Genomic DNA, 19,727 nt, shown 5'->3' on the forward strand with positions numbered 1-19,727 from the left:
TTTCAAATACTGCTGTTAATGTTTTTCTTTAGTAAGCAAGAGACTGTATAAGAGGTTAAACCATGTAATACCCTTGACCCCAACCAAAAATAAACCGCCCCGAAAGGCGGTTTATCACGGATGAAGTACTGGAGGTACTTCATATATATAGCGTAACATATAAAAATTAGTATTGCCACGCTTATATTGTTTGATTCATTTTTATATTCAACTTTTATGTATGATTTAATATCATGAAAATTTTAGATACCGTTGTAATAGTCGTAAGATTTTTTCTACAAAAAGCCTCTGACTTTATAATTATATAGTTTTAGTCTGTAAGTAAAAAGGTAAATAAGAATAATGTAATGAGCATCAACACATCATTAATAATATACTTTTATAATTTAAACAGTATTTACTAAAAGGAATGATTAGTATGCAATATACACAATACTTACCAGGAACTTGGCACATCATAGCCTCTACATTTAAAATGTGGACTTCAGGCAAAAAAACAAATCCTTCTATCACTTATTCAATCATACAATCTCATCCCTTAAGAATTCTTGATGAAATAACATACCAAACGCGAAACAAATCAAAATCCATTGTCGGTCACGATACACTAGATAACGACCAATTCAATTGGAGAGGTAAAGGCGTGTTAAAACTATTTTCGAGCAAGTGGGACATTATTTATATTGACGATGAAGTGCTAATTATTAATTTTTCTGCTACTTTGGCAACACCATCTGGAATGGATATACTTTTACGTAATAAGCAAAATGCTGATTCATATAAAAGACAAATACTTAATCACCCAGAAAAATTCAACTTAAACACCAAAACTATACAGAAATTTAAATGGTTATTTTAATTTCAGAGTCAAAACAATTGCCTATAGATTAAAATACTAATCTTCATGGCTATTAATACTAATAAAACAAAAATAACCCCGTAGGTATATGCCTACGGGGTTTTCAGATACAATATCTATTATTGTTCTTCTTTAACATATGGTAATAATGCCATATGACGAGAACGTTTAATAGCTAATGTCAACATACGTTGATATTTAGCTGAAGTACCTGTTACACGACGTGGTAAAATTTTACCGCGTTCTGAGATAAAACGTTTTAATAATTCAGTGTCTTTATAGTCGATGTGTGTAATACCGTTTGCTGTGAAATAACAAACTTTTTTACGACGACGTCCGCCTCTTCTTGGTCCACCTGCCATGGTAACTGCCTCCCTTTAAGTTATTTTTTTAAATACCGTCTAGTTTTAATGTTTATTAATCATTTTATTATGATTCATGTGTTTTTATTTTTTATTAGTAAAAGATTTATAATGCGTGTGAAACATTGTATTAAATCTTTGCGTGTGTGTGCATGTGTAATATTAATCTTATAAAATTATAGACTATTTGTCAATACGTTCAGAATAAATAAACGCGCTGAACTTGAAATAAATTAAATATCTAACCATTAAGTACTAATTTTACTTCTTCACTTATATCTTTATAATGATTATTTATAAAGAAATGATCACCTTCAAAGAATCGATAATCTACTTTACCTTTTGTCAGATCTGACCATTTATACAAAGTATGAGCACAAATGGAATCTTGTTTCCCTACAAATACTGATAAATTGATATCTACTTGTCGTTCCTTGGGCTTATCGCAATAATAATCGATTGCTAGAAAGTCGTTTTTCAATGCTGGTTTCACAAGTTGCCATAACTCTTCATGATTTAATACTTCTTCAGATGTGCCGCCCTTATCTCTTATAAACTGTTTGAATTCTTCATCATTCATGGCTTCTATATCATTATATTTATCCAAATAGCCAATCGGTTCACTCGCACAAAGGAACATATGCTTTGGTCGATAACCTAATTGATCCAATTTATAATACAGTTCATATGCTAATATTGTCCCTAAACTGTAGCCTAATAGAATAAATTCTTCAGGTTTTTCATTAATAATTTGTTTGACTAAGTCATCTACCATATCATCAATGCTATCTAAAGCCTCTTCGATTAACCTTTCACCACGTCCAGGTAATTCTAATGGCTTAAATTGAATATAACTTGGTAAATTATTCTTCATTGGATAATATAATGCTTTATTTCCACCTGCAAATGGTATACAAAATAATGTTGTTTTAGCCATATACTCGCCCCTTAAAGTATAAATTCTGTATTAAAATTCTTTGTTATATCTAATAACTCTGCTTCTAAATCATGGTTATCTACATCTAATATCACTGACAATGCATATTTTCCATACACAATATCATGAAAGAATGAACACCGTTGTATCATTTCATCTTCAGTTTCAATAAGTTGATAATGACCTTGAACTGGTGTAATAGAAAAAGAATCTAATGCTTTATACATGCCCATACCAAGTAATTTTAAATAGCACTCTTTCATCGTCCACACTTCAAAAAAACGATTAAATCGAGAAATTGTACTTTGTGCATCAGTAATGTATCGATACTCTAATAATGCAAAGTATTTTTGGGCAATATCTAAATCTATATTTTCAATTTTTTCCACATCTACGCCCACATTCGTGTCACTAACAACACATATTGAACAACCATCTGTATGAGACACATTGATGTGTATACCTTTAGGTAATTTTAATACTGGTTTACCATGAGCATTTTCACCAAATTGAATATGCTCAAATTGCATTCCTGTATGCGCTCGTACACAATAATACTTAAACCATTTAGAGTATTGAGGATGCCTCTTAAGATTATGGTAATCAAAACCCTGCGTATTTAATACATATATCGTTATTTTCACGGTCACACTTCCACATCACTTAATCAATCAAAACAAATGAAGTAGCAAGTTGTTATTTTGCTACTTCATAGTTGTCATTAGAAATTATTTTTTGGATGGCTAATCATTTTAGACAATGTTGCATCTTCAGTAGGTTGCCACTTGAAGTTTAACTTTTCGAGTATGAAATTAGTTTTAAAATCTAATACTTCAAAATGAGATTTGTTGAAAATATTGTTGTCTAGTACGCCTGTATGCAATAGGAAATCATTAATTTGGTCGGTCATTACATCTTCTTTAATACAATGCATTAAGTAATCGACAAATTCATACCATTGTACATCTTCAATATGGTAATTATTTTGATTATACACATGCATCAATTGTTTAAGTGAAAGGTGATGATTATTATATATATGATGAATCTCGTTATTTAGTTGATCATTTTTAATCAATTGACTACATGCTTTAGCTGCCTGATCAACAGGAGTGAATTCTAAGTCATCATTTTCTAAATCTGGGAATATTTCTAGATTTCTAAATGATTTTATAATGCTATAGAAAGCATTGTTTTCTTCATTTTTCTGGAATACGCCTGTACGAGAATCACATTGTAAATTACCTAATCTATAAATATTTGTTTCTACACCTTGCTCTCTACTAGCAATCAATACTTTTTCAGCTTCTATCTTAGTATCTAAGTAAACATTATTCATTACCTGACCTAAATCTAAGTCATGTTCTGAAAATGTTAACTGTGCTTTGTCCTCTACCTTACCTGAAGCGATAGAAATTGTAGACATGTGGTGAATCTCTTTAGATTGATTGTATTTAGCAAATTGAATTAGTTGTTCAATACCGCCAACGTTTGCGCCGTATGAAGCATCTGTTGTCGCAAAGTGACTAACATTCGCCGCAGCGTTCACAATCATATCAATTTTTTGAGATAAAGACTCGTAAGTCTCTGACGCCATGCCTAGTTTTTCTAATTCGATATTACCTTCAATGATATGGATTCTTTCTGCATACTCAGGATCAATTTGAGATTCAAAGTAATAAACCCAGTTACGATATAGTTTAGTTTCTCCTGAAACTTCTTTATTACTTCTTACCATGACATAAATATTAAAGTCTGTATCTTCTAATAAATTGTTCAACATGTATATACCAAAGAATCCAGTAGCTCCTGTGAGCAATACATTTTTACCTCGTTTAACCGCTCCAGAACTAATAACTTCATAGTTTTCTACACTTTCTTCTTTATATTCATTAATTTCTTGAATAAATTCACTACTGAATTGATGTCCTTGTGCAGTATCTATATTTTTAAGTGTTTCTAACTTAGTTAGAATATTTGTTTGATCTTTTGCAGCTATAGACTCACTGATACGCTCAATCGTTTGTAATTCGAAAATGTCTTTAATTGAAATGTTATATGATTTTGATAATAGCGATGTCAGTTTAATCGCTATGATAGAATCTCCACCAATTTCAAAGAAATTGTCATAAACGCTTATGCTATCGGTATTTAATACTTCTTTCATTGCTTGAACAACATCTGCTTCGATTTCATTTCTAGGTTCAACAAACTCCTGTCTCTCAACTTCAATTTCAGGTAATGCACGTTTGTTTAACTTACCATTAGATGTAACCGGTAATTGGTCAATTTGTGTCATATAAGCTGGCACCATATAGTCTGGTACTTTGCGTGCAAGTTCAGTCTTAATATCAGCAAATGAAATTGGTTGATCAGCAACAAGATATGCACAAATTGCTAGTTCTTCGCCAGCCATTGGTTTAGCAATAACACCTGCATCAGAAATATTTTCAATACGTAGTAAGTGGCTAGAAATTTCACCAAGTTCAATACGATAACCACGAATCTTAACCTGTTCATCTATACGACCTAAATATTCTATTTCTCCATCTGTTGTCCATTTTGCTAAGTCACCTGTACGGTATACTTTTCCTGTACCAAATGGATTATCAATAAACTGTTGTTGCGTTAATTCTGGACGATTGAGATAACCATTTGTTACAGCAACACCTGCGATACAAAGCTCGCCTGGAACGCCGATACCTGTATGTTGGTTATTATTATTTAGAACATACATTTGAACATTAGCAATTGGTCGACCAATTGTTATAATATCGTACTCCTGAGTTGGTGGTAATGGATTATAAGTTACCTCAATTGATGCTTCTGTCGGACCATATAAATCAATAAGCAATGTATCATTTGGCTGACCAATGATTGAGTTAAAGCGGTTAGCTTGTTCAGATTTTAACGCTTCACCTGTTGCAAGAACTGTATTAATAGATACTATTTCATCCACTTCATTTGTCGATTTAATATAGTCAACAAACACACCTAACATCGAAGGTACAAAATGAATCATAGTGATTGCATGTTGTTGAATTAGCGATGTGATCTTACTTGGGTTTCCTTCTTCTCCAGATGGTAGTAACACGGCTTGCGCACCTACCATAGCGAATCCGAAAATTTCCCAAACTGATACATCAAATGTATATGGTGTTTTAAACATGATGATGTCTTCCTGATTAAAGTCATACTCATCAATCATCCAATTCAGACGGTTCATCACACCTTCATAAGGGACAACTACCCCTTTAGGGTTACCTGTCGTACCTGACGTATATATGACATACATTAAATCCGATACATCTGTAATGTGGTTTAAATTGTCCGTTGATAGATTAGCAAGCACATCTTTCTTAGTTACGTCAATGACCTTTCTATCAAACTCAATACTTGTATCTAATGGACGATCTGTAATCAACAATGTCGGTTGACTATCATTCAAAATATAGTTAATACGGTCACTAGGTTGACTAGGATCCATTGGTACATAAGCACCACCAGCTTTTAATATTCCGTATATACTTACCATCATTTCTATACTACGATTTGTCATTAAACCTACAAGTGAATTAGCTTCTACCCCTTCTGCACGTAATCTATGGGCTAGCTGGTTCACACGTACATTAAGTTCTTTGTAAGTTAAACTTTCACCTTCAAACGTGATAGCTGTTTGATCTGGTGTATTCGCAACTTGCTTTTCAAAGCGCTCAACAAATGTTTGCTTATTAGGTAAATCTGCATACGTATCGTTAAATGCACCGAGAATTTGTGTTCTCTCTTCTTCTGTTGTCATATCAATCTCACTGATATTTTGGGCTGGATGTTGTACCACTTCACTTAATATTTTCAGATAGTGATTCAACATACGTTCAACTGTTTGTGGTTCAAATAATTCTGCAGCATATTCTAATGATACTTTGTATGCTTCGTTATCTTCAATCATCATATTTAAATCAAACTTAGCTTTTGTGTTTGTTGCTTGTTTTTCTTTAATATCCCAATCTTCAATTTGAAGATCTTGTGTTTCATTATTTTGTAACGTGAAGAGCACGTCAAAGAGTGGATTACGTGTTAAATCACGTCTTTCTACAACCTCATCCACTAATTCTTCTAATGGGTACTCTTGATTATCATATGCTTTCAGTGCAGTATCTCTCACTTCATCTAAAAATTGATCGAATGCTTTGTTATTTTCAGGATAAGCACGCATTGGCAATGTATTAACAAACATACCCAATAAATTATCTGTATCTTGGTGCGTGCGTCCTGAGATTGGACTACCTATAACCACATCTTCTTGTCTACTATATTTATGCAATAAGATCATAAACGAAGACAATAAAATCATATAATCTGTACTATTCGTTTTTTGGGCCAATTCATGCAATGCGTCTCTTGTCTCTTTAGGCATTTCAGCTGATATCGTTTTACCTGTAAAGCTTTGTTGTTTAGGTCTTGAATGATCATAAGGTAAATCTAATACTGGAGCTTCATCTTCGAATTGAGATAACCAGAATGCACGTTGCTCACTTAAATCACGATTATGCATCCATTCACTATAATCTTTGTATTGAACTTTTAGCTTATCTAAAGTTCTTTCATGATATAGTGCGATAAATTCTTTAATAATTAGATTAATAGAGAAACCATCTGAAATAATATGGTGAATATCAAAGAGTAAAATATGACGTTTGTCAGCCAATTTAACGATTTTCACTCTTAATAGTGGTGATTGTTTTAAATTAAATGGTCTTACAAAGTCATTTAATAATGTTTCATAATCATCTATATCTGTTTCTTCATAATCTACAGTTATATTTGCCTGTTCATCAATAATTTGTACAGGCTCACCATCTATCGTTTCAAAATGAGTTCTCAATGCTTCGTGACGTTCCACTAAGCTTTGGAATACATCTTCAACACGGGCTACATCAACAAAACCATTGATTTCTAGCATGCTTGGCATGTTATAAGCCGTTTGACCTTGCACCATTTCATTCAACACATATAAACGTTTTTGTGGAGAGGATGCAAGATAGTATGACTTCGCTTCAGCTGTAGGAATATTTTGTCCATCTAAGCTACTTTCTTGGTCATTTAACACTTTTCCAAGTTGTGCAACCGTAGGGCTTTCAAATATTACTTTTAATGGTAAACGTATACCCGTTTCACCTTCGATTTTATTAATCACATTGATGGCTTTGAGTGAGTGACCTCCTACTTCAAAGAAATTATCATATATACTTACTCGTTCAATATTTAATACTTCACCAAAAATATTTGTGAGCATTGCTTCTATATCATTTGTAGGAGCAACATAATTTTCACTTTCAACCTGGATTTCAGGCAATTGTTTTTTATCTAATTTACCATTTGATGTTACTGGTAAAATATCGATTTGAGTCATATAGGTTGGTACCATATAATCTGGTAAGTTTTGATTAAGTTGTGATTTAATCTCATCGAAGTCAATGCTTTCATCTGAAACTAAATAAGCACAAATCGATAATTCTTCGCCAGCCATTGGTTTAGCAACAACTGCTACGTCAGAAATTAGATTAATCTGACGTAATAAACTTTCAATTTCACCTAACTCAATACGATAGCCACGAATCTTAACTTGCTCATCAATACGTCCAAGATATTCAACGTTACCTGTCGTACTCCATTTTGCCAAATCGCCCGTACGATATAATTTACCTTCACCAAATGGATTATCAATAAATTTCTCGTCCGTCAAATCAGGTCGATTTAAGTAACCTTTCGTAACACCTACGCCACCGATACATAATTCTCCTGGAACGCCGATGCCCATCAAACTTTCATCTTCATTCATAATATAAGCCTGAATGTTTGCGATTGGGCGACCAATTGGAATCTTGTCATACGTTTCACCCGGTGTACATGGGTAATAAATCACTTCGATTGAAGCCTCTGTTGGACCATATAAATCAATCAATAATGCATTGTTTGGTTCACCAATTAAAGCATTAAATTGATTTACTTGTTCTGCTTTTAACGCTTCACCACTAGCAAGTACATAGTTAACTGTAGCAATAGCTTCTACTCTATTGGTTGATTTAATAAAGTCGATAAACACACCTAACATAGATGGCACAAAGTGAACCATTGTGATGTTGTGATGCTCAATAAGTGAAGTTATTTTTTCAGGGTTACTTTCTTCGCCTGAAGGTAAGAGTATTGCTTGACCACCAACCATAGTTGGTCCGAATATCTCCCAAACAGAAACATCAAACGTAAATGGTGTTTTAAATAAAATCGTATCTTCATTGTTGATGTAATATTTATCAATCATCCAATGCAGACGGTTCATTACACCTTTGTACGGTACCATAACGCCTTTTGGCTTACCTGTTGTACCAGATGTATAAATAACGTACATCAAGTCTGTGACATCTGTAACATTAGTTAAATTGTCTGTTGATTGTGTCTCTACTATTGAATCATCTGTTAAGTTCAATACAGCTTTATTAAAGTCGATGGTTGCATCTAACGTTTGGTCAGTTAACAGCACGTTTGGTTGACTATCTCCTAAAATGTAGTTGATACGATCACTTGGATAGTTTGGATCAATAGGAACATAAGCACCACCTGCTTTGAGAATACCGTAGATACCAATCATCATTTCTAATCGACGATTGGTCATCAAGCCGACGAGCGTATTAGGTTGAACCCCTTCAATACGTAAATAGTTCGCAAGTTGGTTCGCCTTAGCATTTAACATTGCGTAAGTTAGACTTTCGCCCTCGTAGGTAATAGCTATTTCATTAGGTGTCTTAGCTACTTGTGCTTCAAAGATTTCCACAAACGTTTTGTTGTTGTTGAACGGAACCGCTGTATCATTAAATTCATTAAATATTGTAGCCTCTTCTTGTTTGGTAATCATTTGAAGATTACTGATTTTTTGTTCAGGTTGTTGAACACTATGCTTCAATATTTCTAAGTAATGATCTAGCATACGTGCTACTGTATCCTGATTAAACAATTCTTCTGCAAACTCCAATGAAATTTTATAACCATCGTCATCAAAAATCGTCATACTTAAATCAAATTTTGCGTTAGTCGTTGACGGTTCTTTCTGTTCAATAGACCAGTCTTCTATTTGAAGACTTTCTGTTTCATTGTTTTGCAATGTGAATAGCACATCAAATAATGGATTACGTGTTAAGTCACGTGTTTCAACTATTTCATCTACAAGCGCTTCTAACGGATATTCTTGATTATCGTAAGCTTTCAACGCAGTATCTTTCACTTCAGAGAGTAATTGATTAAACGTTTTACTTCTCTCTGGGTATGCACGCATAGCTAACGTATTTACAAACATACCTAGCATATTTTCTGTATCTTTATGCGTTCTTCCTGAAATAGGACTACCCACAACAATATCTTCTTGGCGACTATACTTATGCAATAGCACATTAAATGAAGCCAATAGAATCATAAAGTCCGTACTACCTGTCGTCTGCGATAACGCTTGTATCTCTTGACGTAAATCTTCCGGTACTTCCACACTTACAGATTTTCCAGTGTAACTTTGTTGAATAGAGCGCGCGTAATCATAAGGTAAATCTAGAACTGGTGCACCTTCTTCAAATTGTGATAACCAGAAGGCACGTTGATCACTTAAATCACGTGTGTGCATCCATTCACTATAATCTTTATATTGCGCAGTCAAGGTTTCTAACGCTTGTCCATGATATAAAGCAGTAAATTCTTTAATGATTAGGTTAATTGAAAAACCATCAGAGATAATATGATGCATATCGAATAGCAATACGTAACGCTGCTCGGCACATTTAACTACTTTCACTCTAAGTAATGGCGCATGCGCTAAATTGAAAGGTCTAATAAAGCGATTTAAGAGTTGTTCATAGTCTTCAGTTGATACTTCTTCATAATCAACTGTAATATTTGCCTGTTCATCTATGATTTGTACTGGTTCGCTATCTACCGTATCAAAATGTGTTCTCAATGCTTCATGACGATTCACTAAGCTTTGGAATGCACTTTGTACACGTTCAACATCTACTTCTCCACGAACTTCTAACATACTTGGCATATTATAAGCCGTTTGACCATCCATCATTTCATTTAAAACATAAAGACGTTTTTGTGGTGAAGATGCTAAATAGTGCGCTTTTGTTTCTGCCAATGGTATAGTTTGGCTACTTAATTCGCTAGCATGATTACCAATTGCTTTAGCCAATTGTGATACTGTTGGATTTTCAAAAATAGCTTTCAATGGTATACGTACAGACATCTTGCTTTCAATTTCATTAATTACGCTAATCGCTCTTAATGAATGTCCGCCTATTTCAAAGAAATTATCCAAAGCACTAACGTTATCAAGATTTAATACTTCACCATACACTTCTGCAATCGTCGCTTCTGTTGCATCTCTTGGTTCCACGTAGACTTTGTTTTCAAGCTCAATTTTTGGCAATCCTTTTTTATCTAATTTACCATTTGCTGTCACTGGTAAAGTGTCAATTTGCATCATCAATGTAGGAATCATATAGTCAGGCAATTGTTTACCAAGCGTAGTTTTAATGGAATCAAAATCTACTACATCATCTGAAACTACATATGCGGCAATCATTAAATCTGCATTATTTTCGTCTGATTGTGTAACTACTGCAACTTCTGAAATGTTATCAATTTGAGCAATTGAACTTTCGATTTCGCCAAGTTCAATACGATAACCACGAATTTTAACTTGCTCATCAATACGTCCGATGTAATCAAGAAGACCATCTTTTGTCCATTTTACTAAATCTCCAGTACGATACATTTTTCCTTTACCGAATGGATTATCTACATATTTTTCAGCAGTTAACTCTGGTCTGTTTAAGTAACCATTTGTTACAGCCGTACCTCCTATACAAAGTTCACCTGGTACGCCAATACCTAATAAATTATTATCTTCATTCATAATATATGCTTGAGAATTAGCGATAGGTTTACCAATAGGTACTTCTGTGTATGTCTGACCTGCAAAGACAGGATAGTATGTTACCTCAACCGTCGCTTCCGTAGGTCCATATAAATTGTAAAGTAATGTATGATTTCTTGAACCAACTAAATCATTAAATTGGTTAACGTGATCTACTTTTAATGCTTCACCACTTGTAAACACATGATTTAATGAAGCAATTTCAGACGCCTTATGACTTGTTTTGATGAAATCGATAAAGACGCTTAACATTGATGGAACAAAATGAGTCATTGTGATATCGTGTTGATCGATTACGGAAGCGATCTTCTCTGGGTTACTTTCTTCTCCTGAGCGTAACATGATAATTTCTCCGCCCATGACTGCCCAACCAAAGATTTCCCAAATAGATACGTCAAAAGTAAATGGTGTTTTAAATAATATCTTATCTTCCGTACCTAAACCGAAATAATCAACCATCCAGTTCAAGCGATTCATAACACTACTGTAAGGTACCATAACACCCTTAGGCTTACCTGTCGTACCTGATGTATAGATGATATACATTAAGTTTGTTTCATCTATTACAAGAGGCAGATTCTCAGTTGGTAAATTATTAAGAGATGCATTATTTGTTAGTTTAATGATTTCATTATCAAATTTAATACCATAGTCTATTTTTTCATCTGTTAGTAAGACACGCGGATTACTATCTTTCAAGATGAAGTTCGTACGTTCATGCGGATGATTTGGATCTAACGGCACATAAGCGCCACCAGCTTTCAATATACCGTATATACCAATCATCATTTCTAAACGACGTTGCGACATAATACCGACTAAATCATTTGGTTTCACACCTTCATTGCGTAATTGATATGCTACTTGGTTCGCACGTTCATTTAACGCTTGATAAGTTAAGTGTTCACCTTCAAATGTGACGGCAGTTTTATTTGGAGTTTGTTCTACTTGTTTTTCAAAGCGTTCTACAAAAGTCACAGTATTATTTAATTCTAATTCTGTATCATTAAATTGATTTAGAATTATTTCTCTTTCAGCATCAGTAATTATTTCAATATCACTGATATTCTGTTCAGGACGACGCACCACACTAGAAATTATTTCTACAAAGTGTGCTAACATGCGCTCTACTGTATCTTCACTAAATAACTCTTGTGCATATTCTAATGAAACTTTATAGTCTTCGTTTTCATGAATTGTCATACTCAAGTCAAATTTTGCATTTGTATTTGAAGTTTCTTTTTTCTGTATTAACCAATCATCTATTTGTAAGCTTTGCTTTTCATTATTTTGTAACGTGAATAACACATCAAATAAAGGATTACGTGTTAAATCACGTTTTTCTACAACTTCATCTAACAATGCTTCTAAAGGATATTCTTGGTTATCGTAAGCTTTTAAAGCTAACTCCCTAACTTCATCTAATAATTGGCTAAATGTTTTATTTCTTTCTGGATACGAACGCATTGCTAAAGTATTAACAAACATACCTAGCATATCCTCAGTATCTCTATGTGTGCGTCCTGAAATAGGACTACCTACGACAACATCCTCTTGTCTACTATATTTATGCAATAGCACCATGAATGATGACAATAGAATCATATAATCCGTACTACCTGTTGTTTGAGACAATTGATGGATAGCTTTTTGAACGTCCTCAGGCATTTCCACACTCACTGTTTTTCCAGTAAAGCTTTGTTGATTAGGTCTAGCGTAATCATAAGGTAAATCTAAGACCGGCGTTTCATCTTCAAATTGAGATAACCAAAATTCACGTTGGTCGTTTAAGTCACGTGCTTGCATCCACTCACTATAATCTTTGTATTGTACGCTTAATGGCTCTAACGCTTGTTCATGATATAAAGCAGAGAATTCTTTCATGATGATGTTGATTGAGAAACCATCAGAAATAATATGATGCATGTCATAAAGTAGTACATAGCGTTGTTCAGCTATTTTAGCTATTTTAACTCTTAATAACGGAGCTTGACCTAAATCAAACGGTTGTACAAATTCATTTAGTAAAGCAAATTCGTCTTCTTCATTAATTTCTTGGTAATCTACAACGATAGTTGCTGAGTCATTAATTACTTGAACCGGCTCGCCTTTTATCGTTTCAAAATGTGTTCTCAACGCTTCGTGACGATCTACTAATTTTTGGAATACATCTTCTACACGTGATACATCAACATTGCCTTGAATTTCTAACATGCTCGGCATATTATACGCTGTTTGACCATCTACCATTTCATTTAAAACATATAGACGTTTTTGTGGTGAAGATGCTAAGTAATACGGTTTACTTTCAGCTTGAGGGATACTTTGACTATTTCCATTATCAGTATATGCGTCAACTACTTTTGCAAGTTGTGCAATAGTCGGACTTTCAAACACTAACTTCAATGGTAATCGTTTACCTACTTCACTCTCAATCTTATTAATAATACCGATTGCTTTTAGCGAATGACCACCAATTTCAAAGAAGTTATCATTTGTACTTACCTTATCAATATTTAAAACAGATTCAAAAATAGAAGCTAACATAGATTCTGTTTCAGTTTCAGGCGCCACATAAACCTTACCTTCAACTTTAATTTCTGGTAGCGCACGTTTGTTTAACTTACCACTTGAAGATACTGGCAGTTCATCTATTTGAGTCATATAAGACGGAACCATATAGTCTGGTAATTTATGATTTAATTCCATTTTTACTGTATCAAAGTCAATAACTTGATCCGATACGATATACACACAAATTGCTAATTCGCCATCAACCATAGGTTTAGTGATAACTGCTACATCTAAAATAGCCTTATTCTGACGTAAGACACTTTCAATTTCGCCTAATTCAATACGGTAGCCACGAATTTTAACTTGTTCATCGATACGGCCAGAGTATGAAATATTACCGTCAGCATTCCATCGAGCTAAATCTCCTGTACGATACAGTTTGCCTTCACCAAATGGGTTGTCGACAAATTTTTCTTGTGTTAATTCAGGACGGTTTAAATAACCTTCTGTAACATTGACCCCGCCTATTACAAGTTCTCCAGAAACACCAATACCCATAACATGGTTATCTTCATCTAAAATATAAGCTTGTGTATTGGCAATTGGTTTACCGATTGGAATATTCGTATAGTGAACATCACTATATGTTTCAAAACTTGTCACATCAATCGTTGCTTCAGTAGGACCATACAAGTTAATCAATTGCGTATTATTTTTTCCACCTATATATTCATTAAACTCGTTTACTAATTCTGGTTTAAGTGCCTCACCACTTGCCAATACATATCTTAAGCTAGAAACTAAGTGTGCTTGCTTTGTACCTTTAATGTAATTGATAAATACATTAAACATAGATGGCACAAAGTGTACCATTGTTGCTTCAGATGTTTGTATTAGAGAAGTAATTTGTTCAGGATTACCTTCTTCGCCTGATGGTAATAGCACAGCTTGTGCACCAACCATTGCAAAACCGAAAATTTCCCAAACTGATACATCAAAAGTAAATGGCGTCTTGAAACAAATAATATCATCACTATCGATATGATATTTATCATAAACCCAGTTCAGTCTATTCATTACACTTTCACCAGCAACTAAAACGCCTTTCGGACGACCAGTCGTTCCAGATGTATAAATAACATACATTAAATTAGAGACATCAGTGATGTGTTCTAAATTAGTTGTCGGCAACGTTTTCAGTACTTGGTTCTTAGTAATATCAATCACTGTATTATCATAAGTAATGTCACTATCTGGTGTTCTATCCGTCAATAATACCGTTGCTTGGCTATCCTCTAAAATATAATTAATACGGTCTTTCGGATAATTTGGATCTACAGGTACATATGCGCCACCCGCTTTAAGAATACCGTATATGCCGATAATCATTTCTAAGCGGCGATTTGTCATTAATGCGACAAGAGAATTTGCTTTCACACCCTCATTACGTAATTGATACGCTAATTGGTTCGCGCGTTCATTTAACGCGTGGTAACTTAAGCTTTCGCCTTCATATGAAATTGCCGTTTTGTCTGGTGTCTTCGCAACTTGATTTTCAAAGCGCTCAACAAATGTTTGCGTGTTATTAAATGGTACCGTCGTATTATTAAAGTCATTAAATATAACGTCTCTTTCATTTTGTGTCACCATTTCAATTTCACTAATCTTAGATGTTGGCTGATCTGCTATATTTGAAAGTAATTCCATAAAGTGTGTTAGCATACGCTCAATCGTATCTTGTTCAAACAGTTCTTGTGCGTATTCTAAGGCAATTTTATAACCATTATTGTCATAAACCGTCATACTCAAATCGAATTTTGCATTAGTAAACGAAGCCTCTTTTTGCTCTGTTGACCAATCATCGATTTGGAAGCTTTCATTTTCATTGTTTTGTAATGTGAAGAGCACATCAAATAATGGATTACGTGTTAAATCACGTTTTTCTACAATTTCATCTACAAGTGCCTCTAACGGATATTCTTGGTTATCAAAAGCTTGTAATGATGTATCTTTAACTTCTGCTAACAATTGTTCAAATGACTTGTTACGTTCTGGATTAGAACGCATTGCCAACGTATTAACAAACATACCCAACATATTTTCTGTATCTTTGTGTGTACGACCAGAAATCGGACTACCTACAACAATATCTTCTTGTCTACTATATTTATGCAATAGCACCATGAATGATGATAATAGAATCATATAATCTGTACTACCCGTAGCTTGAGACAGTTGATTAATAGCATTTCTTGTCTTTTCTGGCATGTCCATACTTACTGTTCTACCCGTAAAGCTTTGTTGATTGGGTCTAGCATAATCGTATGGTAAGTCTAGTACTGGCGCTTCTTCTTCAAATTGAGATACCCAAAATTGACGTTGTTCATCTAAATCACGCGAACGCATCCACTCACTATAATCTTTGTATTGTACTGTTAATTCATCTAATGTACGGCCTTTATACAGTGCTGTGAACTCTTTGATAATGAGATTAATAGAGAAACCATCAGAAATAATATGGTGCATATCAAATAATAAAATGTATTGCTTTTCTGCACATTTAACAACTTTAACTCTTAATAAAGGGGCAGTTGTTAAATCAAACGGTTTAACAAAATCACTTAACAACGTATCATAATCTTCCGTTTTCGTTTCTTCATAATCAATCTGAATGCTACCTTCATCATCAATGATTTGAACTGGTTCACCATCGATAGTATCAAAGTGTGTTCTCAATGCTTCATGACGATCCACTAGTGCTTGGAATGTATTTCTCACACGTTCTACATCAACCTCACCTCGAATTTCTAACATACTCGCCATATTGTAAGCAGTTTGTCCCTCTACCATTTCATTTAAAACATATAAACGTTTTTGTGGTGAAGAAGTTAGATAATATGGTTTAGTTTCTGCTAAAGGAATACGGCGTTCAATCGCATCGCTCACTTCATTATCAATCACTTTTGAAAGCAAAGCAGCTGTTGGATTATCAAATATTTTTTTCAGAGGTAAACGCTTATTAGTTTTACTTTCAATTTCATTTATTACACTAATTGCTTTAAGTGAATGTCCACCAATTTCAAAGAAGTTATCAAAGATACTTACGCGTTCTACATTTAATGTAGCACTAAATATATCAACGACCATTGTTTCCATATCATTTCTAGGCGCAACATATTCTAAGTTTCCTACTTTTATTTCTGGTAAAGCTTTTTTATTTAACTTACCACTTGAAGATACAGGTAACTCATCAACTTGCATCATATAAGTTGGCACCATATATTCAGGTAATTGTTGGCTTAATTCAGCTTTTAATGCTTCGAAATCTATCGTTTGCTCTGAAACAATATAAGTACAAATTGATAACTCATCATCAATAATAGGCTTAGCAACAACTGCAACATTTAAAATAGCATCGTTCTTACGCAAGATACTCTCGATTTCACCTAATTCAATACGGTAACCACGAATTTTAACTTGCTCATCTATACGGCCTAGATAAGAAATATTGCCGTCACTATTCCATTGAGCTAAATCACCTGTACGGTATATTTTGCCCTCTCCAAATGGATTATCAACGAATTTTTCTTGTGTTAATTCAGGACGATTCAAGTAACCTCTTGTAACGTTGATGCCCCCGATACACAGTTCACCAGGTACGCCAATGCCCATTACATTATTATCTTCGTTTAAAATATAGGCTTGCGTGTTCGCAATCGGTTTACCAATTGGCACTACATCATATTTAACATTATGGTCAAAGTCAAAACTCGTAACATCAATGGTTGCTTCTGTTGGACCATATAAATTAATTAATTGTGTATTATTTTTACTACCAATAAGCTCGTTAAATTGATTTACGATACTAGGTTTTAGCGCTTCTCCACTCGCTAAGACATATCTTAGACTCGAAATCATTTGTGTTTGGTTTGTCGCTTTAATAAAGTTAATAAACACGTTAAACATAGATGGCACAAAGTGGACCATTGTAGGCGTGTCATTTTGTATAACTGAGGTGATTTTTTCAGGGTTACCTTCTTCACCTGAAGGTAATAGTACTGCTTGGGCACCAATCATTCCGAAGCCAAATACTTCCCATACAGATACGTCAAACGTAAATGGTGTTTTGAAGAAGACTATATCTTCATTACCAATACCATACTTATCTATAAGCCAATTCAAACGGTTCATTAAACTTTCTCCTGAAACAAGAACCCCTTTAGGCTTACCTGTTGTACCTGATGTATAGATGACATACATTAAATTGTTCACATCTGTAATATGTTCTAAATTGTCAGTAGGGAGTGAGGCTAATGTCTCATTATCAGAGATATCAATTACTTTATGATTATATGAGATTGTTTCTTGCAACTCATTATCTGTCAAGAGTACTGTTGCTTGGCTGTCTTCTAAAATGTAGTTAATACGGTCTGCTGGATAATTTGGGTCTATTGGAACATAAGCACCACCTGCTTTGATAATTCCATAGATAGCCACTAACATTTCTAAGCTTCTGTTAGCCATTACAGCAACAAGAGACTCTGCTTCAACACCTTCAGAACGCAAACGATATGCCATTTGATTGACCTTGGCATTGAACGCTTTATAAGTTAGACTTTCTCCTTCATATTTGATTGCTGTTTTGTTCGGAAATTTAGATACTTGTTCTTCAAATCGTTCGATAAATGATTGACTGTTATTCAATGCTAAATCTGTATTGTTAAAATCATTTAAAATCGTTTCTCTTTCTTCACCAGAGACAATTTCAATGTCTTTAATTTTGCGTTCTGGTGCTTCAATCATGCTATTTAAGACATGTAAAATCGTCTCATGTAATTGATAAACACCTGCTTCATCCAATACATCAATTTGATAATCATAATCTATATCTAAGCCATTTTTACTACTTCTATTACTGATGTTAACACTTAATGGCGCATTGTTTGTCCCGTTGTCTAACCATTCATCTAGGAAACCATCATTCATAAATTCAGCATCGTATTGTGCATTTTGGAAGGACACAAAGCAGTCTACTAAACCTTTTTTATTCCCACTATTTTCAACAATATACTCGTATGGGTATTTTCTATGTTTTAATACATTAAGACTTTCTAGCTTAATCTTGTTTAAGTAAGATTTAACAGTTGCTTCTTTGTCCATTTCAACGATTATGGGTAATACTCTTGAAAATACTCCTGTGGATGTTTTTTCTTTTCGATTATTCCTATTATGTATTAGCAATCCAACAGAATTAATTTTAGACAATGTTTTTTTATGTTTAATTACATGCATTATTGCTGAAAAAAGGTTACTAATACTTACATCATTTTCTTCACAGAAACGTTTAACATTTTCAGCCTCTTGATCTAGCAAGTTAATACTTATTCTCTTACCGACTGCACTGTCCAATGTTGTCTTCTCAAAGAGGATGTTATCTTCGAAATTTTCTAATTTTTCCAACCAAAAATCTTTATCTTTTGTGAAACGTTTAGTTGTTTCATAATCCATTTCTGTAGAAATTGCTTCAAAATAGGCAGCACTTTCTGTTTCTTTATCTTCTTTACCCACTAATTTTTTGGATAGGTTATCTACAACAATTGTTACACCCCATGCATCACTAATCAAATGGTGTTGTAACAAGAATATTACATAATGTCCCTGAGGCGCTTTCGCTATAATCACTCTATAAAGTGGTTCATCTAAGTTAAAGATATTCATAGTAGCACTTTCTCGAACCCACTTATCATAGCCAACTTCATCTTGATAAAAATCTACAAACTCAAAATCTTGATGTTCATAGTCCACTAGATACTGCTTGTATTCTCCTTCTTCTCTAGTAACTCTGATTCTTAACGTATCATGTTGCTCTATGATTTTATTGAAGGCTTCATTTACTTCGTCATATCCTAAACCATTATTCATATGAACAATACCAGCAATATTATTAATGCTAGTGTTCTCATAAAATTGTTCTATTTGTAAAATTTCCTTTTGTGCGTATGATAACAATTTTTTATTTGCCAATTAAAGCTGCCCCCCTATAAATATATAGTACATAACTTATAATAATATTAT

At 33.8% G+C, this 19,727-nt stretch carries 5 protein-coding genes; 1 reads left to right on the top strand and 4 read right to left on the bottom strand.

The genetic code is table 11. The annotated features are described in order from the left end of the window. Positions 1-418 precede the first annotated feature (418 nt). Entirely contained in the window at positions 419-859 is a 441-nt protein-coding gene (locus tag D9V42_RS07680) for a hypothetical protein (protein WP_122064272.1), read from the top strand. A 119-nt stretch (positions 860-978) separates the two neighbouring features. Here D9V42_RS07680 and rpsR read toward each other — a convergent pair whose 3' ends face one another. The 4 genes from rpsR to D9V42_RS07700 form a co-directional block, all read right to left on the bottom strand. Continuing rightward, positions 979-1,221: a 30S ribosomal protein S18 gene (rpsR, locus tag D9V42_RS07685; RefSeq protein ID WP_002484306.1), complete on the bottom strand. Its 243-nt coding sequence runs from the start codon at positions 1,219-1,221 to the stop codon at positions 979-981. Positions 1,222-1,462: 241 nt separating this feature from the next. Continuing rightward, complete coding sequence (locus D9V42_RS07690; protein ID WP_107531110.1) at positions 1,463-2,158, bottom strand: thioesterase II family protein; 696 nt, start codon at positions 2,156-2,158, stop codon at positions 1,463-1,465. Positions 2,159-2,169: 11 nt separating this feature from the next. After that, positions 2,170-2,802, bottom strand: a complete 633-nt coding sequence (locus D9V42_RS07695) for a 4'-phosphopantetheinyl transferase family protein (RefSeq protein WP_158593184.1) — start codon at positions 2,800-2,802, stop codon at positions 2,170-2,172. A gap of 77 nt (positions 2,803-2,879) precedes the next feature. Then, complete coding sequence (locus D9V42_RS07700; protein ID WP_122064274.1) at positions 2,880-19,676, bottom strand: non-ribosomal peptide synthase/polyketide synthase; 16,797 nt, start codon at positions 19,674-19,676, stop codon at positions 2,880-2,882. Between the last annotated feature and the right edge of the window lie 51 nt (positions 19,677-19,727).

Origin of the sequence: Staphylococcus pseudoxylosus (genome assembly GCF_003697915.1) — a bacterium.
In the GTDB taxonomy this organism is placed as follows: Bacteria; Bacillota; Bacilli; order Staphylococcales; family Staphylococcaceae; genus Staphylococcus; species Staphylococcus pseudoxylosus.

Bases quoted from the DNA above. Each gene is read 5' to 3' on its own strand.
- D9V42_RS07680 (WP_122064272.1), top strand. From the start codon at position 419: ATGCAATATACACAATACTTACCAGGAACTTGGCACATCATAGCCTCT.
- D9V42_RS07690 (WP_107531110.1), bottom strand. From the start codon at position 2,158: ATGGCTAAAACAACATTATTTTGTATACCATTTGCAGGTGGAAATAAA.
- rpsR (WP_002484306.1), bottom strand. From the start codon at position 1,221: ATGGCAGGTGGACCAAGAAGAGGCGGACGTCGTCGTAAAAAAGTTTGT.